The 21,678-nt window shown below is 49.7% G+C and carries 36 protein-coding genes and 1 pseudogene; 35 read left to right on the top strand and 2 right to left on the bottom strand.

Annotation, left to right across the window (positions count from 1 at the left end; genetic code table 11):
• Window positions 1-205 precede the first annotated feature (205 nt).
• The 17 genes from HV832_RS13950 to HV832_RS13870 all read left to right on the top strand — a co-directional run bounded on the left by HV832_RS13950 (window position 206) and on the right by HV832_RS13870 (window position 8,181).
• Window positions 206-484: a type II toxin-antitoxin system RelE/ParE family toxin gene (locus tag HV832_RS13950; RefSeq protein WP_176804464.1), complete on the top strand. Its 279-nt coding sequence runs from the start codon at window positions 206-208 to the stop codon at window positions 482-484.
• Window positions 485-495: 11 nt separating this feature from the next.
• Window positions 496-801: a HigA family addiction module antitoxin gene (locus HV832_RS13945; RefSeq protein ID WP_176804463.1), complete on the top strand. Its 306-nt coding sequence runs from the start codon at window positions 496-498 to the stop codon at window positions 799-801.
• Between the two features lie 406 nt (window positions 802-1,207).
• Window positions 1,208-1,504 carry a plasmid mobilization protein gene (locus tag HV832_RS13940; protein WP_176804462.1) on the top strand — a complete coding sequence of 99 codons (297 nt, stop codon included), beginning with the start codon at window positions 1,208-1,210 and terminating at the stop codon, window positions 1,502-1,504.
• A complete protein-coding gene (locus HV832_RS13935; protein ID WP_176804461.1) occupies window positions 1,504-1,692 on the top strand; it encodes a hypothetical protein in 189 nt (62 codons plus the stop codon). The genes HV832_RS13940 and HV832_RS13935 overlap by 1 nt, the downstream gene beginning before the upstream one ends.
• A 14-nt stretch (window positions 1,693-1,706) precedes the next feature.
• Entirely contained in the window at window positions 1,707-1,982 is a 276-nt protein-coding gene (locus tag HV832_RS13930; RefSeq protein ID WP_176804460.1) for a hypothetical protein, read from the top strand.
• Between the two features lie 14 nt (window positions 1,983-1,996).
• On the top strand, window positions 1,997-2,338 hold the full coding sequence (locus tag HV832_RS13925) for a hypothetical protein (RefSeq protein ID WP_176804459.1): 342 nt from the start codon (window positions 1,997-1,999) through the stop codon (window positions 2,336-2,338).
• Between the two features lie 233 nt (window positions 2,339-2,571).
• Window positions 2,572-3,009 carry a hypothetical protein gene (locus HV832_RS13920; protein WP_176804458.1) on the top strand — a complete coding sequence of 146 codons (438 nt, stop codon included), beginning with the start codon at window positions 2,572-2,574 and terminating at the stop codon, window positions 3,007-3,009.
• Window positions 3,010-3,025: 16 nt separating this feature from the next.
• Window positions 3,026-3,421 (top strand): hypothetical protein, encoded by a 396-nt coding sequence (locus tag HV832_RS13915; RefSeq protein WP_176804457.1) that lies wholly within the window; start codon window positions 3,026-3,028, stop codon window positions 3,419-3,421.
• Between the two features lie 354 nt (window positions 3,422-3,775).
• Window positions 3,776-3,943, top strand: a complete 168-nt coding sequence (locus HV832_RS13910) for a hypothetical protein (protein ID WP_176804456.1) — start codon at window positions 3,776-3,778, stop codon at window positions 3,941-3,943.
• 4 nt (window positions 3,944-3,947) lie between these two features.
• On the top strand, window positions 3,948-4,208 hold the full coding sequence (locus HV832_RS13905) for a hypothetical protein (RefSeq protein WP_176804455.1): 261 nt from the start codon (window positions 3,948-3,950) through the stop codon (window positions 4,206-4,208).
• A gap of 878 nt (window positions 4,209-5,086) precedes the next feature.
• Complete coding sequence (locus HV832_RS13900; protein ID WP_176804454.1) at window positions 5,087-5,893, top strand: hypothetical protein; 807 nt, start codon at window positions 5,087-5,089, stop codon at window positions 5,891-5,893.
• A gap of 2 nt (window positions 5,894-5,895) precedes the next feature.
• Complete coding sequence (locus tag HV832_RS13895) at window positions 5,896-6,324, top strand: hypothetical protein (protein ID WP_176804453.1); 429 nt, start codon at window positions 5,896-5,898, stop codon at window positions 6,322-6,324.
• Between the two features lie 30 nt (window positions 6,325-6,354).
• A complete protein-coding gene (locus HV832_RS13890; RefSeq protein WP_176804452.1) occupies window positions 6,355-6,540 on the top strand; it encodes a hypothetical protein in 186 nt (61 codons plus the stop codon).
• Window positions 6,541-6,645: 105 nt separating this feature from the next.
• A complete protein-coding gene (locus HV832_RS13885) occupies window positions 6,646-7,236 on the top strand; it encodes a hypothetical protein (protein WP_176804451.1) in 591 nt (196 codons plus the stop codon).
• A 12-nt stretch (window positions 7,237-7,248) separates the two neighbouring features.
• Entirely contained in the window at window positions 7,249-7,668 is a 420-nt protein-coding gene (locus tag HV832_RS13880) for a DUF7673 family protein (protein ID WP_218132052.1), read from the top strand.
• 52 nt (window positions 7,669-7,720) lie between these two features.
• Window positions 7,721-7,945, top strand: coding sequence for a hypothetical protein (locus HV832_RS13875; protein WP_176804450.1), 225 nt, complete (start codon window positions 7,721-7,723; stop codon window positions 7,943-7,945).
• A 56-nt stretch (window positions 7,946-8,001) separates the two neighbouring features.
• Window positions 8,002-8,181 (top strand): hypothetical protein, encoded by a 180-nt coding sequence (locus HV832_RS13870; protein WP_176804449.1) that lies wholly within the window; start codon window positions 8,002-8,004, stop codon window positions 8,179-8,181.
• Window positions 8,182-8,230: 49 nt separating this feature from the next.
• Here the strand turns inward: HV832_RS13870 and HV832_RS13865 are convergent, their stop codons facing one another.
• The gene (locus tag HV832_RS13865; protein WP_176804448.1) at window positions 8,231-8,506 is read right to left on the bottom strand and encodes a hypothetical protein; all 276 of its coding nucleotides are present in this window, start codon (window positions 8,504-8,506) and stop codon (window positions 8,231-8,233) included.
• A gap of 67 nt (window positions 8,507-8,573) precedes the next feature.
• Between HV832_RS13865 and HV832_RS13860 the strand changes: the two genes are divergently transcribed.
• From HV832_RS13860 to HV832_RS13805, 13 genes are all read left to right on the top strand, one after another.
• Window positions 8,574-8,810, top strand: coding sequence for a hypothetical protein (locus HV832_RS13860; RefSeq protein WP_176804447.1), 237 nt, complete (start codon window positions 8,574-8,576; stop codon window positions 8,808-8,810).
• 12 nt (window positions 8,811-8,822) lie between these two features.
• Window positions 8,823-9,056 (top strand): hypothetical protein, encoded by a 234-nt coding sequence (locus HV832_RS13855; protein ID WP_176804446.1) that lies wholly within the window; start codon window positions 8,823-8,825, stop codon window positions 9,054-9,056.
• Between the two features lie 55 nt (window positions 9,057-9,111).
• Window positions 9,112-9,651, top strand: a complete 540-nt coding sequence (locus HV832_RS13850; protein ID WP_223827346.1) for a class I SAM-dependent methyltransferase — start codon at window positions 9,112-9,114, stop codon at window positions 9,649-9,651.
• A gap of 43 nt (window positions 9,652-9,694) precedes the next feature.
• Window positions 9,695-9,874, top strand: coding sequence for a hypothetical protein (locus HV832_RS13845; RefSeq protein WP_176804445.1), 180 nt, complete (start codon window positions 9,695-9,697; stop codon window positions 9,872-9,874).
• Window positions 9,875-9,882: 8 nt separating this feature from the next.
• A complete protein-coding gene (locus HV832_RS13840) occupies window positions 9,883-10,095 on the top strand; it encodes a hypothetical protein (protein WP_176804444.1) in 213 nt (70 codons plus the stop codon).
• Between the two features lie 23 nt (window positions 10,096-10,118).
• Window positions 10,119-10,325, top strand: a complete 207-nt coding sequence (locus HV832_RS13835) for a DUF3717 domain-containing protein (protein WP_176804443.1) — start codon at window positions 10,119-10,121, stop codon at window positions 10,323-10,325.
• A gap of 25 nt (window positions 10,326-10,350) precedes the next feature.
• The gene (locus HV832_RS13830; RefSeq protein WP_176804442.1) at window positions 10,351-10,629 is read left to right on the top strand and encodes a hypothetical protein; all 279 of its coding nucleotides are present in this window, start codon (window positions 10,351-10,353) and stop codon (window positions 10,627-10,629) included.
• Window positions 10,630-10,939: 310 nt separating this feature from the next.
• The gene (locus HV832_RS13825) at window positions 10,940-11,209 is read left to right on the top strand and encodes a hypothetical protein (RefSeq protein WP_176804441.1); all 270 of its coding nucleotides are present in this window, start codon (window positions 10,940-10,942) and stop codon (window positions 11,207-11,209) included.
• A 16-nt stretch (window positions 11,210-11,225) separates the two neighbouring features.
• Complete coding sequence (locus HV832_RS17515) at window positions 11,226-11,357, top strand: hypothetical protein (protein WP_263398762.1); 132 nt, start codon at window positions 11,226-11,228, stop codon at window positions 11,355-11,357.
• Window position 11,358: 1 nt separating this feature from the next.
• Entirely contained in the window at window positions 11,359-11,604 is a 246-nt protein-coding gene (locus tag HV832_RS13820; protein ID WP_176804440.1) for a hypothetical protein, read from the top strand.
• Window positions 11,605-11,619: 15 nt separating this feature from the next.
• On the top strand, window positions 11,620-12,081 hold the full coding sequence (locus tag HV832_RS13815) for a hypothetical protein (protein WP_176804439.1): 462 nt from the start codon (window positions 11,620-11,622) through the stop codon (window positions 12,079-12,081).
• Window position 12,082: 1 nt separating this feature from the next.
• A complete protein-coding gene (locus HV832_RS13810; protein WP_176804438.1) occupies window positions 12,083-12,445 on the top strand; it encodes a hypothetical protein in 363 nt (120 codons plus the stop codon).
• A 72-nt stretch (window positions 12,446-12,517) separates the two neighbouring features.
• The gene (locus tag HV832_RS13805) at window positions 12,518-13,030 is read left to right on the top strand and encodes a hypothetical protein (RefSeq protein WP_176804437.1); all 513 of its coding nucleotides are present in this window, start codon (window positions 12,518-12,520) and stop codon (window positions 13,028-13,030) included.
• A 114-nt stretch (window positions 13,031-13,144) separates the two neighbouring features.
• Here the strand turns inward: HV832_RS13805 and HV832_RS13800 are convergent.
• A pseudogene (locus HV832_RS13800) lies at window positions 13,145-13,282 on the bottom strand (transposase); the annotation flags it as partial.
• Window positions 13,283-13,414: 132 nt separating this feature from the next.
• Between HV832_RS13800 and HV832_RS13795 the strand changes: the two are divergent.
• From HV832_RS13795 to HV832_RS13775, 5 genes are read left to right on the top strand one after another with little or no spacing between them, the layout of a single operon-like run.
• Complete coding sequence (locus HV832_RS13795) at window positions 13,415-15,445, top strand: type I restriction-modification system subunit M (RefSeq protein WP_176804436.1); 2,031 nt, start codon at window positions 13,415-13,417, stop codon at window positions 15,443-15,445.
• Window positions 15,442-15,732: a hypothetical protein gene (locus tag HV832_RS13790; RefSeq protein ID WP_176804435.1), complete on the top strand. Its 291-nt coding sequence runs from the start codon at window positions 15,442-15,444 to the stop codon at window positions 15,730-15,732. The genes HV832_RS13795 and HV832_RS13790 overlap by 4 nt, the downstream gene beginning before the upstream one ends.
• A 1-nt stretch (window position 15,733) precedes the next feature.
• Window positions 15,734-17,068: a restriction endonuclease subunit S gene (locus tag HV832_RS13785; RefSeq protein ID WP_176804434.1), complete on the top strand. Its 1,335-nt coding sequence runs from the start codon at window positions 15,734-15,736 to the stop codon at window positions 17,066-17,068.
• On the top strand, window positions 17,065-20,313 hold the full coding sequence (locus tag HV832_RS13780) for a type I restriction endonuclease subunit R (protein WP_176804433.1): 3,249 nt from the start codon (window positions 17,065-17,067) through the stop codon (window positions 20,311-20,313). The genes HV832_RS13785 and HV832_RS13780 overlap by 4 nt, the downstream gene beginning before the upstream one ends.
• Window positions 20,306-21,610 (top strand): ISL3 family transposase, encoded by a 1,305-nt coding sequence (locus HV832_RS13775; RefSeq protein WP_176804432.1) that lies wholly within the window; start codon window positions 20,306-20,308, stop codon window positions 21,608-21,610. Before HV832_RS13780 ends, HV832_RS13775 begins: the two co-directional genes overlap by 8 nt.
• The last annotated feature ends 68 nt before the right edge of the window (window positions 21,611-21,678 follow it).

The following is a 21,678-nucleotide window of genomic DNA, read 5'->3' as shown; positions in this document are numbered from 1 at the left end:
ACCCGCATATCTATGCGGGTTTTTTTTCGTCCTGATATTTTTTTGTGATTGGACTACCGCATTTCGAAATGGATCGCGTGATGACGTATTTAGAGTTGCAACCGGGCAAGCTGAGAGAGATGTTTGCAGAAGTAATTTAATGTAAATTTCGCTTTATTAGATTCTGTTTGACGGAATCCGTAACGCGACATATTATTCGGCTACGATGATTAAAACATTCGCATGCGCCGACACAGAAAAGCTATTTAATAGCTACTCAGTCCGGCGCTTTAAAAATATAGAGCAGGTGGCGCGGCGTAAGCTGTTGATGGTGCATGCCGCGACCAAACTTGAATCCCTGAAAGTACCGCCAGGCAACCGGCTGGAAGCCTTGCACGGCGACAGGAAGGGGCAACATAGCATCAGAATCAACGACCAATGGCGCGTTTGTTTTCGCTGGACGATGGATGGCGTGTATGGCGTTGAGATTGCGGATTATCACTAGGAGCAAACAAAATGGCTACCAAACTGCCAGAAATTCACCCAGGCGAAATCCTGAGTGAAGAATTTATCAAACCGATGGGCATCACCAATGCCCGACTCGCAAGCGACCTGGACGTGCCGACCAGCCGTATCAGTGAGATAGTCAACGGCCATCGTCCAATCACCGTAGATACCGCTATGCGCCTAGCAGTATTTTTCAACATGGAAGCGCGCTTTTGGTTGAACTTGCAAGCTGAATACGATGTGCGCAATGCAGAAGCACAATTGCTGCCAGCGATTAAAGGCCGCATTCGTCCGCTAGAGCTGCAATCGGCGTGAAACGATGGCTGTGAAAATATCTCCCTCCCAACACCAAACAAACCGTGCAGTTCTCATGGGAAGCTTGGAAGCGTGGGGACAGTCACGTGGCCGCGTTAGCGTCCAACCTCGCTTACGAAAGTAAACGGTACAAAACAGCCTTGCTGTGGTCCTTACGGTGCATTGGGGAGTGCCGGCAAAACTATGAGCCGAAAGAGATAGCGAAAAAATTAACGGCGCAGGATATCTTCGTGGTTCAAAACATGGCCCAGGACAAAACCGTTGCGATTCTTAGTGATTTGGAAGAATAGAGAAATTGCCAACTTGAGAAATTGCGCAGACTGAACAAAATAAAAGAAAGTTGACACTTTCTTTTATTTTAGTAAGATATGTACATACAGTGTCCATGTACATAAAGGGGTTAAAAATGGTTGCAGCAGCAATAGAGCGGATTGTGGTGCAAGCAACTCCGCAGGAAAAGAAAATGATCAGTGCAAAAGCAAAGAAATTGGGCTTACCTATCTCTGAGCTAATGCGTCGAGGTGCATCTGCTTACAACTCGGCTGACGAAGATGAGGAATTGGGTGTGTTAGCTGATGCAGCAATGGCAGCGGCCAATCGTGCGTCTGAGTCCATTGACGATGTTCTGGCGTTTGTCGCATCAAGTGATAAGCGCATAGCTGCAATGGAAGCTAAAGCAGCCAAAGATCGGAAGGCAGAATAATGGGTGTTACTGAGCGAGTATGGGGTGCATTAACATCCATGATCAAGCTTGAAGATAAGGTTGTGAGGCAAGGGGAAGTGATCAAAGCACAGCAAACCAAGATCGAAAATCTAACCGAGCGCATGATTCGGTTGGAAACTACGATTGAATTGCTAATGCGTGCTAACGATCAAAAACGTATGATGTAACCAAGGAAAAAAACATGACAATTCTGGGAATTGAACTGCGCCGCCCTACGTACTGGGAATTCACTTCTGCCGTGGTATTTGGTGTAGCAATTTGGAGTGCGCTTGTAATACTTGGCTGGTCCAGTGAAACTCGAATTGGAGCGGGCGCAAATTTGGCTGCAATCGTTTTTGGTTGCGTATCAAACGCAATCGGCATCGAAGTCAAAAAAGGTGGTCGTCACCTGGCAGTAAATGTGCTGGGATGCATTCTTGTCCTCGCACTATATCATGCCATTTCAGCGCTGTTTTAAGCGAGGAAATTAATATGCAAAACATTACAACAGTACCGCTGAACGAGATTCAACCTGATCCTGCTAATCCGCGCTTGCGCCAGCCTGGTACCACGCTCCCCGCAGCAGGCAAAGGCTTAGGGTCGTTACTGGTAGATGTCATGTCGGATGAAGCAGAAAGAGTTGCGGACAAATTTGCTACCAAATCTGATTTCACTCAAGAGCTGGCTGACCTCCGCTACGAAGTCAACACCCTTCGTCAAGAAATGAAAGTCATGAAATCGGATACGAAAGCCGCGATTGTGCGCTGGGTGGTCGGCGTCGGTATGTTGCAAATGGCGTTGATTGCTGGACTCGTTCTGAAACTCGTTCATTAATTCAATTACGGCGGGGCGACCGGCCACATAAGGGGAAAAATTTGAAGATAGAAGGCATCGTTCAATCGGGTAAGACATTTATGCAATCAGTAGAAAACACTCAAGCAGCGAGAAAACTGATACGTTCTCAATGCATTAAGCGTGGAGTACGTTTTTTACCATCCCAAGCTTACAGGGAAGCATTAACTTCCGCTGGACTTTGGCACTTTAGAAAATCCAGATAGGAAAAACGCATGAATGTTAAAACTATTACCATCGAGCATCTTACTAAGAACGGTTTCGATGGCCTTTTTTCTGGCGAATGCGCATGCAAGACAGATGATTTGTTTCCATGTGCTTATGCTGGCGTAGAGTGCTGTCAACCAGGTTACTTGCAAGCAGAAACGCCGCCAGATTTTGATTTTGCCATTGGACCTGACAAGCGAACGGCAAACACGTTTAAAGTTGTCTTTGACGCAGAAAATAGTATTTTCAATTGTTTTGGTCGTGGTTACGATTTCATTGGATATTTTGCCGGCACTGGCGATTCCCGTGTGGTCGAGGCGGAGATTTTCGCTGACAATGGCGATCTGATTGACACATTAGAGTGTCCAGCACCAGCTGATGTTATTCCTTCAGTCGAAGAAGTTGCTAAACACTTTTCAGAAAAACTGGCATCACTTGCCGTCTGAACGGCAAATCAAAATTATGATACAAAAAATCTACCCTTTGGTGACAGTAACAATCATAGCCCTGACTGCTTGTTCGAACAGAGGTGTGGAGTTTGCAGAAAAAGCGAAGTCACTTGCGCATTGCAGCTTATCCGGCTCGGCACAATGCGATAAAAAACTTAACGACGGTTCTTTGATGACCGTTCAAAGTTTTTCGTTTAAAAAAATGAATGATGCCTATCGAATATCGGCCGTCTTAACAAGCCAAGAAGATTGCATGAAATTCACTCATAATTCACTCGATAGAAACATTGGCGTTGAAGTCAACAGTACCGTTGTAAAAGTTGTTGGCTCTGAAATGCATTATGCGGTTGCAGACGAAGCTTGCAAGGATGGGGCGCAGAGTTTTAATGTTGCCATCGTTGTATATTGAGTATTTGCTTGTAAAACCCCGTCCTTGAGGGCGGAGATAACGAACTACCGAAAAATTAAAGTCAACATAGGAGCGGGGGAAGTGACTTAGCGCACCTTTCGATTAACGCATCAATTAATATCGAAATGGAAGCGAAGAGTCATTCGGGAGGATCGACGCCTCCCAAGGGGAAAGTATTAAAACAACGAGGCAAACAATCTTTGAATAAGGGGAAGCATAATGGCAAAAAACCGTCGTAATTCCGATTTGAAAAAGTGGGTGTGCCGAGTCACGTTCTCCTTGCTGGGACTCGTTGGTGCAGTCCACCTCCGACCCTATGTTGATTTCCTGATATAACCCAATGGAAAGTTGTGTATGCCGAAATATTTAGTCACTAAGAAAATGCAATATACAGAAGAAGTTGAGGTCGAGGCTGAGTCAAAAGAAATGGCGGTGGAGTTGGCAATGCCAATTGATGGGACTCGTATTCATGATGACCATTTGTATGACTGTTACGCAAAAATAATTGAAGGCAAAAGATAATTAAATGGAAACGATCATGGATCACAAAAAGCTTTCAGCAACCCTCAAAAAGCAACGCGACGCGCACCTGGTAGAGCCGATTCACGCGACGATTGAACCAGTCCGGGCCTATGCCGAACAGATCGCAAAAGTCAAAGGAGAGCCGTTTAGCGTGGTAGAAATTCCTGAAGGTACTTCAGCCTACAGTATGGGTTATCGTTTTGTCTCGATCCCAAACACAGAACTTAATCACTATCTGGCTAACGGCGCTCGCCTTGCTGCGTAAAGTGAACGCCGTGAATCCTTACACCAACCCCATTGCAGACTGCGTGCGCGGTAGTCACAACCCAAAAGGTGCAGCCCGCGCTGCATGCATAGATCGTGTTTGGCGGTCCACGGTTGAGTTCATTCAATGAACGTTACCGCGTCAGGGAGTGCACGAACAGCTTTCCTGATGGCTCTAAAATCACTGCTGGCCGATATGAGACGGCAAGGGCTTGACGGAGGCGTGACCTGATCGCTGGTGAACAACGTTCGAATGTAGGTCAGGATAGGCACGCACAATTGAAGAAACAGTACACACCCACTAACTAACATTTACCGTAACATTTTAAGGATATATTTAATAGTGAAAATTCTCATGTGGATATTTGCATGTCTGGGTATGCTTGGGTTGCTCGAATGGACCATTGCAGGAATTCTTTTGGAATCGGATTCCTCTTTAAGAATTGCAGCTTTCTATGCAAGTAAAACCTTTCTTGTACTGAGTATTGTTTCATGCGTAGTGGCATTGTTAATCGCTGCATTCATAAAGACTGATCGTGAATAAGCGAGAAGAAATTTTCAAAGAATTCTGGGGCGGCAATATATACACTGATTTAGCCGAATCTAATTTTTCGGTACAACCGTCCCGGTCTGAGAAATACATTTCCGATCTGAATTCGCAACACAAACAGTAAAGGAAGATTTTGTGAAGTGTGTCCTGGCGCACCTTGCCTCATTCAGTCCGGCGCACGAACAAAAAATTGCTGGAGTCGGAATGATGATTTCCATGGTGTGTGAACTCATACCGGCTGACCATGTGTAACAATAATTTGTCAGTTCCATAAAGTCAGGATGCATAAAATGATCGTAGGAAGATAAACAGAAAAGAAAGTACAGAAAATGAAAACGTCTTTAAAAATCACCGCTGCAACATTTTTAATCGCAACTGCTATGTCTGCCTTCGCAGACGTTGATAATTCAAAAATCTCAATCACGTCAAAGGGAAATATTTGCCAATTCATTCAATCGGAGGGCAATAAAATGAAGATGGCGCAAGGGGAGTGCGCGTGGTTCGAAGACGCAAATTTGATCCAGAAAAAAGACGATACTTACGTGCTGTCAAATCTATCTGAGGCTATGGGTTCAAGTCTCTGGAAAGCCATTGAATCAGCATTGCCGAAACGGACTAAAATTCCAGCGGCAGCTTACTATTTGAATGTTGATATTTTAGGCCACAAACATGAATTAGCTGCGACTCCCGGACAGATCATCAACCTCAAAGACAGTGTTCATTTCGCATACCTGGGTAATTGTTTGAGCCAATCAGACATGAAGACAATGCGTAAAGCGGTGATGGCCGGGGGTGTGGAATCAGAACTGGTCAAAGAACAAGCCAGAAATCGCCCAGCGCACCGGCCAACGAACGAAGAAAGTGCGGAAATGAATACCGGTGCATGGGTCTATGATATGAAAATCATGCCTGCTGATAAAGATGCAATCGGGGAAACAACGCTGACACTCTCTGGTGAAATTGCAGGGCCAATTGAATTTGAAGCGGTGCAAGCGCAAAAGTGCAATGGCTATATCCCTTCCTTTACAACAATCAATATTCCACAAATAACCGTCCGTCTAAAAGATCAGGCTAACGTCAAGTTGCCGTTAGTAGGAAATGTCTCTATCCAAGTGATTAAAGAATCCAAAAATTAATCGTGAAAAAATCAGAGAAAGAAAAACTGGCTCAAATTGCCGCTGAATGCATCTATGGGGAGAGCGCGGATTACAACTCTAGTCAAATCGGGCAACGCATTCTCAAAGCATTCCCTGTCATCGAAGAAGATTTCAGCGGATTAGCCGATATAAATGCTGCCTATCGGGTAGCCAGTAAATTAATTGCCCGACTCACTTCACCAAGTGGGAGAGGGACCGATTACCGTACTCAAGCCGCCCTTCACCGGATTCATGCAGAGATCGCAGAGGTCATTGACCAATGGTGTGAAGATCAAGGTAAGAGGGCCGTGGAATTGGTGGATAAAATGCAGTCGATTGATGATTTGATGCGGGATGTCAGTCTCAAAGAAAGCTTTGAGCTGGCCTGCAAATATAATGAAGAATTCGAACTGCTCACCAAGTTACTTTGACTAATTTCTTGAATAGAAGGTGCTGCTGAAATGAATGTCATCATCGGAAATATTGTCAGAAAATTGTCAGGTATGGGTGCCAATTCAGATTGGAAGCTGGTGGCTGCTGATGCTGGCGCTGATTCTCTGCGACTTGTATCTATAACTGAATCCGAAATTCAGTGGATTGGAACGTTTGATCAGTTTGAAAATGCGTTTTCCGCTCAACACGCCTGAACATAATCCATGTTGCGAACGCTTCAGCGCATTCAAAAGGAAAAGAGGGCATCGATCACGTGCCTGGCAAAAGCATTCGCAGATCAGGGAAAATCGCTGAAGCAGATGGCTCTGGAATTGACGCTCAACTACAGTTCACTGAAACAGGCGCTGGCCTTGCGTGGATACGTCCACCCGGTCGGCATTCAATTGACTGCCGCAAAGATTCAACACGAAACGGGATGGTCATTGCCTGAGTACATTCAACTCATGATGAAAGAAAATCTGTGCTGTCAGCAAATGGCAGACGAACTGCAAGTAGATAGCAAAACCCTCAGAAAATTTGCCCAAAGTATTGATCTGGAAATCCCAAAATCTAAACCGGTACCCCGCCAATTCGAGAATATTGTTGCCGCCTTGCGATCTCGCGCACGACATCGGGCCGATTTGCGCTGGATTGAGCATAACGGGGAACGTCTCTGTGTGGCGCAGTGGGCTACATTGACCGGCATCCCTGCTGAGACCATAAAAAAAAGACTGGCGCTGGGGTGGAGTGCAAGCGAAGCATTAACCCTGGCCGTAGGCAAGCGCAGACTACATCCAAACCGCAGCAAACCTGTCAGCAAACCGGCTGCAGGACATCCATGGCGTGCTACGATGAATTGCAACAGTCAGCCTGAAATACACTGCACGGATCAGGCTCCAAAGCAGACGTAAAGGAATATGTCGATGGAACACAAAGGTTCACCAATGCGATCACCCGATCCGGAGGCGCAGGCACGAGCAAAAGCAGCGATGGCAACACGTGCGCGGGAACGCGAACAACGGTTACAACGGCTTCCAGAAATTCGTCTTGAAGGTGAAGCCGCCTTGCGCCGCCTGCTGCCGATTGCGCAACGCGATACCGGCCAGTCCGGGGTCATTGCCCGGTTTTTACTCAATATGTACAACGGCGACCGATTTCCTTTCGACCTCACGGATCTGAGGCGTCTGGACTATGACGTATTCGATGACTGCATGGCCGTGCTCAAGATGGATTTTCAGCCGGAAAAAGAAGTGCATCGATATTTCCAGAATGGTGGCGCTATTTGGGAGCAATTGGCGCAAGACTGGAATTTCAAAGATTTTGGCAATCAGGGATGGCGCTGACGAAAATGCCAGGCCCTGTTGTGTGACCGCCAGCTGATAAGGAAATGAAGTTGTGAATGAAAAAAAGAACCCATACGACAGAACCAGCACCAAACGGCAAAGCGCCCATTTAGAGCGCTTGCAAGAAGCAAACGGCAAGCGTCTGCCGGTTGACCTTGATGGTGAACGGCTCGCCAAACTGGATGCATTGGTCAGCGCAGGCTACGGCGACAGCAAAGCGGCAGTGATTCGTAAAGCGATTGATGAAGCGTATAAAAAAATGCGGAAGAAAACTTGACGCTGTTTATATAAACGCTATAATGACAGCGTACAGTTCTCAGAATGGAATTAAAAATGGCATTGCATATAGATCAGGCAGCGGAAGAATTCAAGCGCAATATCGACTTATTTGTAGAAGCCTACAAGAAAAAACACGCCGCCCAGCCAAACGAATATCCATTGGAAATGCCCGATGATAATGCTGGAATATGGGGTGAATTCATGTTCGATTTTCATAATACTGGCAATGTCTGAATTGCTCGTAAATGTTCCATGAATTTGAATTGCATGAAGTATCTAACTTTCAACAGTAATCAATCATGATCAAAATCTCGAAAGCCAAGAGTAAAACTTCTGAAATCCGATTGAAGAAGGCTTGGTGGGCGCGTCCTGTATCGGAAATATCCATCATTACTTTCGGGTTGTCCGCTGGAGTTTTTTTGCTATCGATGATGTTCTGGTTAGCTGCGCTAGTGGATGTCATGCACGATGGACCTGCCTTGTGGTCAGAATCTTGGGCCGTTGCAAAGATCACTGGTATCGTAATGATAGGGATGCTCGCCAGTGCAATAGCATTCATATTGGCGCATGAGCGTACATCGGTATTCCCTGCAGACAATTGGCCCTGGAATTGAAAGGAAAATATCGTGCGCCAATTGGAGACTGTTCAGGTTAGTCAAGTCGTGAACTTCGTGTTCACCACGGCTGGTCGTGGCTCTGTACGTCACCGTAACTATGCCGTGGGCGAAGTTCTAAAAGTCGGCGCGAAGCTGTCGATTAAAGTTTTGGACGATCCAACGCAGCATGAATACTGGCGCTCGGAGCATGTCGGCAAAGTGAAGGTAGTTTCTCCCTCTGCTGTCATTCCAGAACTGTCAAAGTAACCAAGGAAAAATATGCCAGTTTCAGCAAAGAATATTGCTAAATTTAAAGCAGCTACCAGGGCATTGAACGCAGCAATATCGGCATGTATAAATGACTGTGCCAATGATGAATACAAGCCATTTGCCTATTTGGATGGCAACGACAGCATTAGCTTGCTTTCTGGAGAGTTCGGCATTGGTGAAGATGGTGTTGATGAGACAGTATTGATAAGCGCACCACTGAATGCAGCATGTGGCGACTGGTAACGAACCAAAGGAAATAGGGGGTATCCGTATTTTGCGGTTGATTTGAGGTGATGCAATGCAACAAGAACATATGACAAACAAAGATAAGTCCGTACTGGATGCGTGCTGTGGAAGCCGGATGATGTGGTTCGACAAAACGGACTCGCGAGCAGTGTTTGGCGACCAGCGAAGCGAAGTGCTGACAGTTACCGACAACAGCAGGGGTAACGTTTCTGGCCAGCGCACCTTGCGCATTGAACCTGACACTCTGATGGATTTTCGCGCGATGCCGTTCGATGATGGCGCTTTCAAATTGGTGGCCTTTGATCCGCCTCATTTGATCCACGCAGGGCCACGAAGCTGGTTGGCTGCGAAGTATGGGAAGCTCTCAGAAAACTGGCGTGACGACTTGCGCGCTGGATTTGCTGAATGCTTCCGCGTTCTTGCCCCTGATGGCGTGCTGGTTTTTAAGTGGAATGAAACCCAGGTCAAGGTGCGCGACGTACTGGCACTGACGCCACACAAGCCGTTGTTCGGGCAAGTTAGCGGGCGCAGCGGCATGACTCACTGGCTGGTGTTTATGAAGCCGAGTGATGTTTTGTGCGAAGCAGCATGAAAACAGGCCATCAACCACGAAATACGGATAACCGAAATAGGATATGTTTTCAACAGCCAAAGCCGAATTAAAAGAATTAATGTCTCTGGTGCGCGAGTTGGCCGTGTATGACACCACGCTGGCTGTAAATCCGGCGATCCAGCCACCCGCAGAAAGTCGCGCAAATCGTCAGTCAAAAGAATTGCGCTTGGTTGAGCTGGCGAGCAAGTATGAAATTCTTTAGCAGAAGCCATGACTGAAACACTGGCAATCTGGGTGATCTATAACAGTCCAATTGATTTGCCGGGCAGGTTTGTCGCCAGAAAATGGCTGTTGAACCAACCCACACCAGAATTGCTGCAAGCACAAACTCTGGAAGAGATACGCAGTAAATTGCCTTTGGGTTTGGTGAGAATGCCACGTGATGAACGCGATGATCCAAAGATCGTGGAAAGCTGGTTCTGAAAGACTAATGGAATAAATCGACAATGCAAACACTCAAAATACATCACTTAGAAGCAGTCATAAATGCCTGGCGGACTCGTAAGCCGGTCAATGAAACGACGTGCTCAATCTGCCGTGAAGTGCGGCATCTGGCCGATGTGTATGGTCAAATGATTTATGATCGCGTCGAAGAAATTCCCATGTCCCAATTGACGGCGGAACAGGCCATGGCGCTGCAATTGCCGTTGTAACCGTTATTCGAATTCTCAAAATTTCATGAATAAATCAGATCGCATCAAAATTGAACGAATCCGGGCAGCGCTGGCTGCGGTTCCGTATCCTCACGATGGCGGTGGAACCAAAACAGCAAGTGTGGCCGGGTTTGTGCATTTTCAGAAAGATATGCGCGTGGTGAAGTCAGCCTGCGAGGAAGCATTGTTTTTGCTGTGCTGCCCAGATCCTGACTTGACACAGGAAGAAAATAATCAAGAGTTTGAACGTGCGATCCGGAAGGCTGAACAATATATCGAAACGCGTAAGGCCCTGGGCTGGTAATAACCGTCTGAATCGTACTTTGAAAAACTACAATGCCACTCTATCCATGCCGCGAATGCCTTTGCGTAGAAAACACCGCCATGACGAATTACTGGTCTCGCGGGACAAAACCGGGCTTGTGTTCACAATGTGACCCGGCCATTGGTGTGTGGCACCAAAGATTCCCGAAGCGATCAGCCATCGGGATGTTTGTGGATGAAGAAGGACATCTGTGGTCCAGTGAGGCTATAGAGTCGTTATCTTTTCCATTCAATACAACTATTCTTGGAATGGTGCTTCAACCAGACTCCAAATACCGATCAGGAAAATCATGCGAATAACGAAATATGTCGAGGTAGAAGCAGAAATCGAAGTGGATGTCAGCTTTTCAGATTTGGTGTCTGAAATGAAGGTCAGCGCAGAAAATACACGTGCGATGCTGACGGGCTTCAGCAACTTTATGCGCTTCTCGCAAACCTTGCCGGATGAATTGCTGTCCACGCTGAATGAAAAGCAGCGTGAAATCATTGTCAATACTTTATCCGAACAATTGGCGCGGATAAGCTCTATAGCCCTGCAGTCAAACCCCGTTTCCGGGTAACAGGGAAGGAAAAAGCGTGGAAAGATCAGCGCAGTATTTTGAAGGACAAGAAGCAGCACGGCAAGGCTTGACTGATGCTGACTGTCCATATCCTATCGGCTCGGATGAGGCAATGGACTGGCAAGATGGTCTTGCCAGCGGTGAATAGTATGAACTTGTCATCAGAACATCAATCCAAATGGATAAGCGCCGCCAATAATGCGTGGCAGGACGAAATGACGATGTTGAGGCTGGCGATCTGTATCCTGATGCCGACAGCAATGCTCATCGTCATCAACTTTGGTTTGTTCGTTACCGCGATGAATCATTTCGAAAGCGTTGTTGTCGGTGTGGCCTGCATCGGGTTTATGTGTATGGGGCGTGCAGCAATGCTGCGATGGAAAAAATTAATCTAACGGAGGATGCACAAAATGTCTGAAACAAAACGCCCGAAACTTCAGGAACCGCTAACCCAGCTTGAAATTGATCGTTTGCGCGTTCGTTCCCGGTTAGCAGCTGCCGCCTTAATAGCGTTTCCAATACTGGTAAGTGCCTATTCCATTACGCAATTGGGTAGCCCGTTGACCTTCTTTTTTAGCCTGTTGATACTTTTGAATATCATTGCATTCGGTCTGGCATGGGAAGTGGCAAGTGAAATGTGGAAAAAGTATTCCGCTTTACCAAAGGAAAATTGCGCGTCCGCCAATCACTTGTTTGGACAAAGGCGTGAACTTGAAGCTTACCGGCAAGCCATACGTCAGATGGGAAGGCCATTTGTTTGGGCAGACTATTGGACAGCGAGTCAATTCCACTCTGCTTTGTCATTTTGCGAAGTGCTAGAAGAAAAAAGAAAGCACGAAGAAGATGAATGCAAAAAACTCTATGGAATCTAATATGGATACCATTGAGGTTGAAAATATCACTGAGGCTCAAAGAGCAGGAATTTTCAGCTTCCTTGCGCTTCGCAGTCGATTCGAAAAAATCCGCATGAACTGTTTTCTGTCACTGGGATTAATTTGCGTCAGCACTTTAATTTTCAATATGATGAATGATTCAGCGCTTAAAACATGGCAAACCGTTGTGATTTGTGTTTCTGTCGTGTTGACAGGAATTAATGAGTTGGTGATTCAAAAATTCATACAGTCCGGGATAGAGCTTCTAAATGACCTGGGGTTGCCTCCTGACTTTGCACGGACGGTTGCCAGCCTTAGTCTCCGGAAGCTCAATAAAGAACTGACGGAAAAGTTGATGTCGTAAGATCGAGTGAAATTGTATGCTCGTGCATACCGTTCATAGCGAATTTCATGATCATTAATCACAAGGAAAATCATGAACAAAATAACTGAAAAAATTGGACACAAGACACTGCAGGTATCAGAGATTGCGCCAAAAAAATCCGCATCATTTTCCCCAAATTTGCACAAGTATTTGAAAGAGAGGGGGCATTTTTTTAAAAATGGCGGTTTGTTGGAGGATGTGTTCATTGCAACACCTGAAACGAAGGCAGCCGAGTGGTTCGGTGCCGGGACGTTAGTATTAGGCTATATGGACGATGTTCTATTCATCGGAACGCGTTTGATGCAGGCTTTAAGTCAAGGTGATAAGGCCCAACGAGCAGCGCACCCATGTGGAAGAGGGTTAGAACGGATTGTCGGATTCTGGGATCGGTACTTAGAAGTAGGGCGCTGTGCTATCGACCCTCACCATCAGGAATATTTTTTGGCCGACCGTTTCAGCATGGACGGCGATACAAGAACTTGTTTGTGGTGCGGGGCGAAGCATCAGCGAGTGACAACACCGCGCATAGTGACAGTTTTTGATGAGTCTTGGATTTCAGCTTAAAAGACTTAGGAAAACCAAATATGAAAATGATAATTTTAACAGATTGCGCGGAAATCCTCCCCGTTCAGGGGGAGGATGAATAGCGCGGATACCGCAGGTATCCATGTTGTTAGCTTACTCAGGCGTTTGCTGTTGTTCGATATATTGGCGAATGATGGCAATCGGTGCGCCGCCGCAGGAGGCCGCGAAATACGAGGGCGACCACAATGCGCCGCCCCATAATTTTTTTAGGATGCATGGATAGTTCTTTTGGCTATATGCAAAATAAGGTTGGAATCCCGAAGCTACGCCAAACGTGATAACTCTCCGTTTTGTGCAAAACATGGTTGAAAGTTTCCGCCAGTCTGGTATTCTGTTTTGTGCAAAACTTGGTTGGAGAACCACATGGCAGAATTGGCAGGCTCGGGCGCATCGCTGGCGGATTTCATCTGGAAAAACGCCGAAGACCTTTGGGGTGATTTCAAGCACACGGATTTCGGCAAGATCATTCTGCCGTTCACCCTGCTGCGTCGATTGGAATGCGTACTAGAACCGACCCGCGAGGGCGTCCGCGAGACTCATGCGGCTTTCAAGGATGCCGGGATCGATCTTGATCTAGTTCTCCGCCAAGCTACTCGCTACCCGTTCTACAACACCTCTGAATACGTCCTGAGCACTCTGGGGAGCACCAAGACCCGACAGAACCTCCAAGACTACATCGCTCACTTCTCGGACAACGCTCGCATCATCTTCGAGCAGTTCGATTTCACGAACACCGTCATTCGTCTCGACAAAGCCGGTGTCCTTTTCAAGATTTGCAAGAATTTCGCCGGTATCGATCTGCATCCGGAGGCGGTGCCGGATCGCGTGATGAGCAACCTCTACGAGCATCTGATTCGCCGATTTGGTGCCGAGGTCAATGAAGGGGCTGAGGATTTCATGACGCCTCGCGATGTCGTGCATCTGGCCACGGCCTTGTTGCTCGACCCTGACGACGCTCTGTTTGAATCGAATCCCGGCCTGATCCGCACCCTGTATGACCCAACCTGTGGCACAGGCGGCTTCCTGACCGACGCCATGAACCATGTTGCCGAGTACGGCAATCGCTTCAAAGTGCCGCCTGTTCTTGTTCCGCATGGACAAGAGCTTGAGCCGGAAACCCATGCTGTCTGCCTGACCAGCATGTTGCTGCGCACCCTCGAATCCGATCCTGGCCGCGATCTGTCGAAGAATATCCGTCTGGGCAGCACGCTCTCGAATGACCAGTTCGCCAACGAGCGCTTCCATTACTGCCTCTCAAATCCTCCCTTCGGCAAGAAGTGGGAAAAGGATTCGGACGCTGTAAATACGGAGCACAAGGAAAAGAAGTACGACGGACGCTTTGGCCCCGGTCTGCCGCGTATCAATGATGGCTCGATGCTGTTCCTGATGCACCTGGCCAGCAAGCTGGAATTGCCGGAAAACGGCGGAGGCCGTGCAGCCATCGTGTTGTCGGGGTCGCCGTTGTTTAACGGCGGCGCATCGTCAGGCGAATCCGAGATTCGACGCTGGCTGCTCGAAAACGACCTAGTAGAAGCCATCGTGGCGTTACCCACAGAAATTTTCTTCCGCACCGGCATCGGCACCTATCTCTGGATTCTCTCGAACAAGAAGGATGGCCGCAGGGAGAAGCGCGTTCAACTCATCAATGCCACCGGCTTCTGGTCTTCGATCAAGAACGAAGGTAACAAGCGCCGGATCGTGGATGACGACCAGCGCCGCCAGATTGTCGACATCTATGCGGCTGCCGAGAACAACGAAGTTTCGCGGATGATTGACTACCGCACCTTTGGCTATCGCCGCATCAAGGTGCTGCGCCCGCTGCGCATGTCGTTGGTGATCGACGAAAGCGGCCTCTCCAAGCTGCAAGAAGAAAAGGCGTGGCTGAAGCTATCGCCGGAACATCAGGAACTCTGGCTGGCCGCATTGCAACAGCATATGGGCGCAACCCATCTCTTTGGCTGGGCGGAAGCCTTTGCCGATGAAACGGTGCGCTCTGCGCTTGCTGCGGGCAAGGTCATCAAGGCCGGAAAGACTTTCGTCAGAGCACTGACGAATGCTTTTGGCGTTCGCGACCCGAATGGCGAGCCGGTGAGCGATGCGGACGGGAACGTAGTTTCTGATCTTGAATTGACCGACTACGAGAATGTGCCGCTGACCGAGGATATTCGGGATTACCTAGCTCGTGAAGTGCTGCCGCATCTGCCGGATGCCTACATTGACGAAACCTTCCGCGACGACAAGGACAAGGCAATTGGCCGTGTTGGCTACGAGATCAACTTCAACCGTTTCTTCTATCAGTATGTGCCGCCGCGCAAGCTGCATGACATCGATGCGGATTTGAAGCAGGTTGAATCGGAGATTGCGGCGCTTCTCGCGGAGGTTGCAACAGAATGAAAATCTGGATTCTTAGCCTTGAACATCCTGAGCAGCCGCTGGATGCTGAAGTACGTGAACTGATGTATGACGCTACCACTGGGGCATTCTCAATGTCTCGGCCCTTGGGTGATGACTGGCTCCAAAGAATTGTTCATATCCAAGAGCCGCGACCTGAACTATTTCATCAATCTCAGCAAAAGACAGTCGTCGTTTTTGACAGCAGCGTGGTTGCCTCGGGGTTTTTGACCTGGCTGAAAGCAGCCGACGCTGAAGCAGATCACGGCTTCAAGACGATGAGGGGCTGACATGAGCCACTACAAACCTTACCCGGCCTATCGGGATTCCGGCGTGGAATGGATTGGGCAGTTGCCAGAGCATTGGGCGCGAGCTTCGATCAAACATATCTTGTCCGCACCTATCACTGATGGGCCTCACGAAACTCCGGTCTTCTTAAATGAAGGGGTCGAGTTTCTTTCTGTTGATGGAATTCAGGATGGTGAACTCGCATTTGAAGGGAAACGATTTATTTCCTATGAGGATCATGCCCGTTTTTGCAAAAAGGCAAAGCCGAAGATAAACGATGTATTGGTGGGAAAGTCTGCGAGCGTTGGGAAAGTGGCTCGCGTCAAAACATCAAATGATTTCAACGTTTGGTCGCCACTTGCGATTCTGCGTTCCGACCCAACAAAATGTAATCCTACCTATCTTGAGTTCGCGTTGAAGGCTGATTCAGCCCAGCAGCAAATATTGTTAGCTGGCAACACGAGTACGCAAGCAAATATCGGCATGGATCGCTTGGCTTCTGTCGGAATTCCCCTTCCTCCGATTACCGAACAGCACCAACTGACCAAGGCTATTGAGCAAGAAACTGCTCGCATCGAAGCCCTGATCGCCAAGAAAACCCGCTTCATCGAACTCCTGAAGGAAAAGCGGCAGGCGCTCATCACGCATGCTGTCACCAAGGGACTCGATCCGAATGTGAAGATGAAGGATTCGGGCGTTGAATGGATTGGGGAGGTGCCGGAGCATTGGTCTGTATGCAAGCTCAGTTATCGATACTCTGTAGAACTTGGGAAAATGCTCGACGAAAAGCGCATAACCGGTGAGCACCTTGTTCCCTACTTGAGAAATAAGGATGTTCGGTGGGATGAGATAAACACGGCCGATCTTCCTGTAATGGATATTTGCCCTGATGAAATAGAGCGTTACACCATCAAAGATGGAGACCTTTTGGTTTGCGAAGGCGGAGATGTTGGGCGTGCCGCCATTTGGCGTGGCGGTAACAATGTCATTGGCTACCAAAAGGCGCTTCATCGTCTAAGAAGCATTTCGTCAGACAAAGATTCTGTTGAGTTCTACGCATATGTTCTTGGTGCTGCAAAGAGGAATGGGGTGTTCGAAGAAGGTGATACCAAATCGACCATCTCGCACTTGCCTGCCGAAAAGTTCAGAGAGTACCGATTTGCGTTTCCCCCGCTTAATGAGCAGGCACAAATTGTGGCGTCACTCACTCGTGACTCGGCGCGCATTGATCGTCTTACCGAAAAAACCCAGCGCAGCATCGATCTGCTGAAAGAACGCCGCGCTGCCTTCATTACCGCTGCCGTCACTGGCCAAATCGACCTCCGGGAGATCGCATGAGCGACACCGCACACCAAGAAAAGCACTTCGAAAACTACATCGTTTCCAAACTGGAGGCGCAGGGCTGGAAGGTCGGCGAAACCACGAAGTACGACACCGAGCGGGCCTTGTATGCCGACGATTTGATTGCCTGGCTGGAAGCCTCCGGCCAGGGCGAGAAGTGGGCCAAGCTCAAGAAGGACAACGGCGACCGCGCCCTTGAGGTACTGATGGATCGGCTGACCAAGGCGCTTGAGACGCACGGCACGGTTCAGGTGCTCCGTCAGGGCTTCTCCATTGCCGGGTGTGGCCACATCGACCTCTCGGAAGCCGCGCCGGAAGACAAGCGTAACGCTGACGTGCTGAAGCGCTATGCCGCCAATATCCTGCGCGTGGTGCCGCAGCTTCAATACCATCCGTCGCGCAAACTGGCGATTGATCTGGTGTTGTTCATCAACGGCATTCCTGTAGCCACCGTCGAACTCAAGACCGACTTCACCCAGTCAGCAGAAGCGGCCATGGATCAGTACCGCACCGACCGGCTGCCCTACGACCCCAAGACCAAGCGCCGCGAGCCGCTGCTGACCTTCAAGCGGGGCGCTGTCGTCCATTTCGCCATGTCCGATTCCGAAATTCAGATGGCGACGAAACTCGATGGCGATAACACCTTCTTCCTGCCGTTCAACAAGGGTAACGATGGTCATGCAGGCAACCCGGAAGGCGAGTTGAAGGCAGATGGCACTCGCGAATACCCGGTGGCCTACTTCTGGGAAGCTGTCTGCCAACCGGATGCCTGGCTGCGCGTCTTCCACAGCTTCGTCTATGTCGAGAAGAAGGATGTCGTCGACCTGAAGGGCAACTGGTCGAAGAAGGAGACGCTGATCTTCCCGCGTTTCCATCAGTGGTCAGCGGTAAATGAAATGATCGCCGATGCCAAGCAGAACGGCCCCGGCATGGTTTATCTGGCCGATCACAGCGCCGGTTCGGGCAAGACCAGTACGATTTCATGGACGGCTCACGACCTCGTGAAATTGCGCAGTGACAACGGCGATTCGATCTTTAGCAGCGTCATCATCGTCACTGACCGGAATGTGCTGGACGGCCAGCTTCAGGATGCCGTCAAACAGATCGACCATCAGTTTGGCGTGATTGCCGCCATTGACCGCCAGAAGTCCTCGAAATCGAAGAGTCAGCAGTTGGCCGATGCGCTGCTGGCAGAAACGCCCATCATCGTCGTGACCATCCAGACTTTCCCGTATGCGATGGAAGCAATCGTGACGGACAAGACGCTCAAGGGTAAGAACTTCGCGGTCATTATCGATGAGGCGCACAACTCCCAGACCGGCACCACGGCAGCAAAGCTCCAGACGGCGCTGGCCATGAGCGGCCAAGGCAAGATGGCTTCGCTGACGGTAGAAGAACTGCTGGAGCAGCTTCAGAAGTCGCGGGCGCGTCCGGATAACATCAGCTATTTCGCTTTCACCGGCACACCCAAGCATTCGACGTTGATGCTCTTTGGCCGCGTTCCTGATCCCTCGCAACCGCCATCCAAGGACAATCTGCCGGAAGCCTTTCACAAGTACAAAATGCGCCAGGCCATCGAGGAAGGTTTCATCCTGGATGTCCTGAGGGGCTATGTGCCGTACAAGACCGCCTTCAACCTTGCCAAGCAGATCGAGGACAACAAGCGCGTCAGCGGCAAAGCCGCGAAACGCGCCTTGGCGCAATGGATGTCACTGCACCCGACCAACGTCACGCAGAAGGTGCAGTTCATCATCGAGCACTTCAGTAAGAACGTAGCGCACCGGCTGGATGGCAAGGCCAAGGCAATGGTCGTGACCAGTTCCCGCGCCGCCGCGATCCGCTACAAGAAGGCATTTGACCGCTACATTGCCCAGCACGCCGAATACAGCTACATCCATTCGCTAATTGCCTTCTCGGGCAAGATGACCGGCAAGCAGGTGATGCATGGCGACGATGAGCAATTCAAGGAAGATGTGTTCATCGTTGATGAGAACGAGGAATACACCGAGGAAAGTATGAACCCGGAGGTGAAAGGGCAGGATTTACGCCTGGCCTTTGATCGTCCGGAGTATCGCGTCATGCTGGTGGCCGACAAATTCCAGACTGGCTTCGACCAACCGAAGCTGGTGGCTCAGTACGTCGACAAGAAGATCGCCAACGATGTCGAAATCGTTCAGACCTTCTCCCGTCTCAACCGAATGGCACCGGGCAAGGATGAGGTCTTCATCATCGACTTCGTGAATGACCCGGAAAACGTTCGTCGGGCCTTTGCCATGTACGACGACGGGGCACAGATCGACGACGTGCAAGACCTGAATGTGGTCTATGAGATCAAGGAGCAGCTTGATGGTCAGGGCTTGTATGAAGCCTCTGATCTGGAAGCCTTCAAGGAAGCCCGTTTCAAGACCTTTCGTGACATCACGCATGCACAAGAGCCGCAGCACAAGGCGCTCTATACCGCGACCGATGGCCCCAAGCGCCTGTTCGAGCAACGGCTTAAAATGCTGCGCGAGGCGATTGCGACCTGGGAAGCCGCTTTCGACAAGGCGCACAGCCAAGGCGATCAAGCGGGCATGAAGTCGGCTGACCACCACAGGCAGGAGCACGCAGAGCAAATCAAGACGCTGATGGCCTTCAAGGCTGGTCTTGGCCGTTTCTGCCGCACCTATGCCTACGTGGCCCAGTTGATCGACTTTGGCGACCCGGAACTGGAGAACTTCGCCGCCTTTGCCAAGCTGCTGCAAAAGCGCCTGTCCGGCGAAACGCCCGAGAGCGTGGATTTGAAGGGCTTGGTGCTGACTGGCTTTGACATCAAGGGCAAGGACGACGCGCCCGGCGAAGAAAGCGATGCGCCTGTGCTCAAGCCTATTGGGCCGGGAGGCGGTGGCGGTGCGGGCGATGCCCCACGTTTCCTCATGGAAATCATCGACAAGCTCAATCACTTATTTGGCGAGGCGACTCCGCTTCGTGACCAAGCTGCTTTCGTGAATCAGATTGCTTCCATCGCTCGTGAGAACGACGTGGTGATGGCGCAGGTTGAAAGCAATACGCGGGACCAAGCCATGAAGGGCAACCTGCCAGGTGCTGTCCAGCAAGGGGTGGTTCGCGCCCTGACCAGCCACCAGAAGCTCGCTACGCTGGTGCTGAAGTCTGACCGGCAAGCGATGGCGGCACTGACCGATGTCATTTACGACCTGATCAGCAAGCAGCGGAACATTGACCTGGATAGCGCCAGTGATTGACCTTTTGAACCTCCCCGGCGTCAAGCCGGTGGACTACTTCTCGCAGAATCGCGGACTCACCGTTGTTGCCGAAGCGCTCGATGGTGAATTGCCATCATGCCCCGACTGCACCAAAGCCATGTATCGGCATGGCAAGCGATCCAATATCTTTGCCGACACCCCGATGCAGATGCAGCCGGTGCGCCTTGAAATCTTCCGCCCACGATTCCGATGCGATAGCTGCGGCAAGATGTTTTCTCCTGAATTGACCTTTCTGGATGAGAAGCGCCGGGCTACCAAGAGATTGGTGGACGCCATCCGGGAACGATGCCTGGACATGACATTTCATGCGCTTGCCGACCAGACCGGGCTTGCCGTCAATACCATCAAGAATATCGCGCACGACCTGATTGAAGAGCTTGATCGAACGGTGCGGTACGAAACCCCGGTCATCATGGGGATTGACGAGGTAAGCATCGCCGGGAAGTATCGTTGCGTCATCACGAATCTAGCGACGAACAACGTCTATCAGATGCTGGAGCTTCGCACGCAGGATCATCTAAAGCCGTTCTTTAAGAACCTGCCTGACCGGGAACGGGTGGAATGGGTCTGCACGGACATGTGGCGACCGTTCAAGCGTTCATTCTCCCAATACCTGCCCAATGCCCGGCTGGTCATCGACAAGTTCCATGTCGTCAAAATGGCCTCCGAAGCACTGGAAGAAGAGCGCAAGAAGTACCAGGCGACTTTGAGTAAGGAAGAACGAGTCCATGTGAAGAAGTCGATTCGCTGGCTCACGCTGAAGCGGCCTGGCAACCTGAATGGAGAGGAACTGAAGGCGTTAGCGGTAGTTCGGCAAGCCATCCCCGAACTGGGCAAAGCCTACGACTTCAAAGAAGCCTTCTTCCGCATCTACGACGATCCAGACAAGGTATCGGCTCAACACGCCTTCGAGGCATGGGAAAACACGCTGCCAGAAGGCGAACTGGAGATGTTCCACTCGCTCGCCAAGACGGTGCACAATCACTACGACGACATCTTCGCCTACTGGGATTCGCCGGGCCAGATCACCAATGCCTACACCGAATGCCTGAACGGCCTGATCAAACTGTCGAACCGGTTGGGGCGCGGGTATAGCTACGAGATCATCCGGGCCAAAACGCTCTACGCAAAACATGCTCGAAAAGTGGGTAGCGGAGTGAGGCTATCCAAGCCCTCAGAATCGCAGATTCCAACCAAGAGCACTACTGAGACAGTCGAATACGGGCCTCACATTCCAACCTTGGTGGAGCTTGCTGAGTCAGGCGAGTTGGACTGAAAAATTATCGATTTCCAACCTCAGAATGCATATAGCCGTTCTTTTTGCGAATCATCCGGCTGGACACA

It is taken from the genome of Cognatundibacterium oligocarboniphilum (assembly GCF_013377855.1).
GTDB classification, from domain to species: Bacteria; Pseudomonadota; Gammaproteobacteria; order Burkholderiales; family Burkholderiaceae_D; genus Undibacterium; species Undibacterium oligocarboniphilum.
This window is presented reverse-complemented; position numbering and strand designations above follow the sequence as displayed.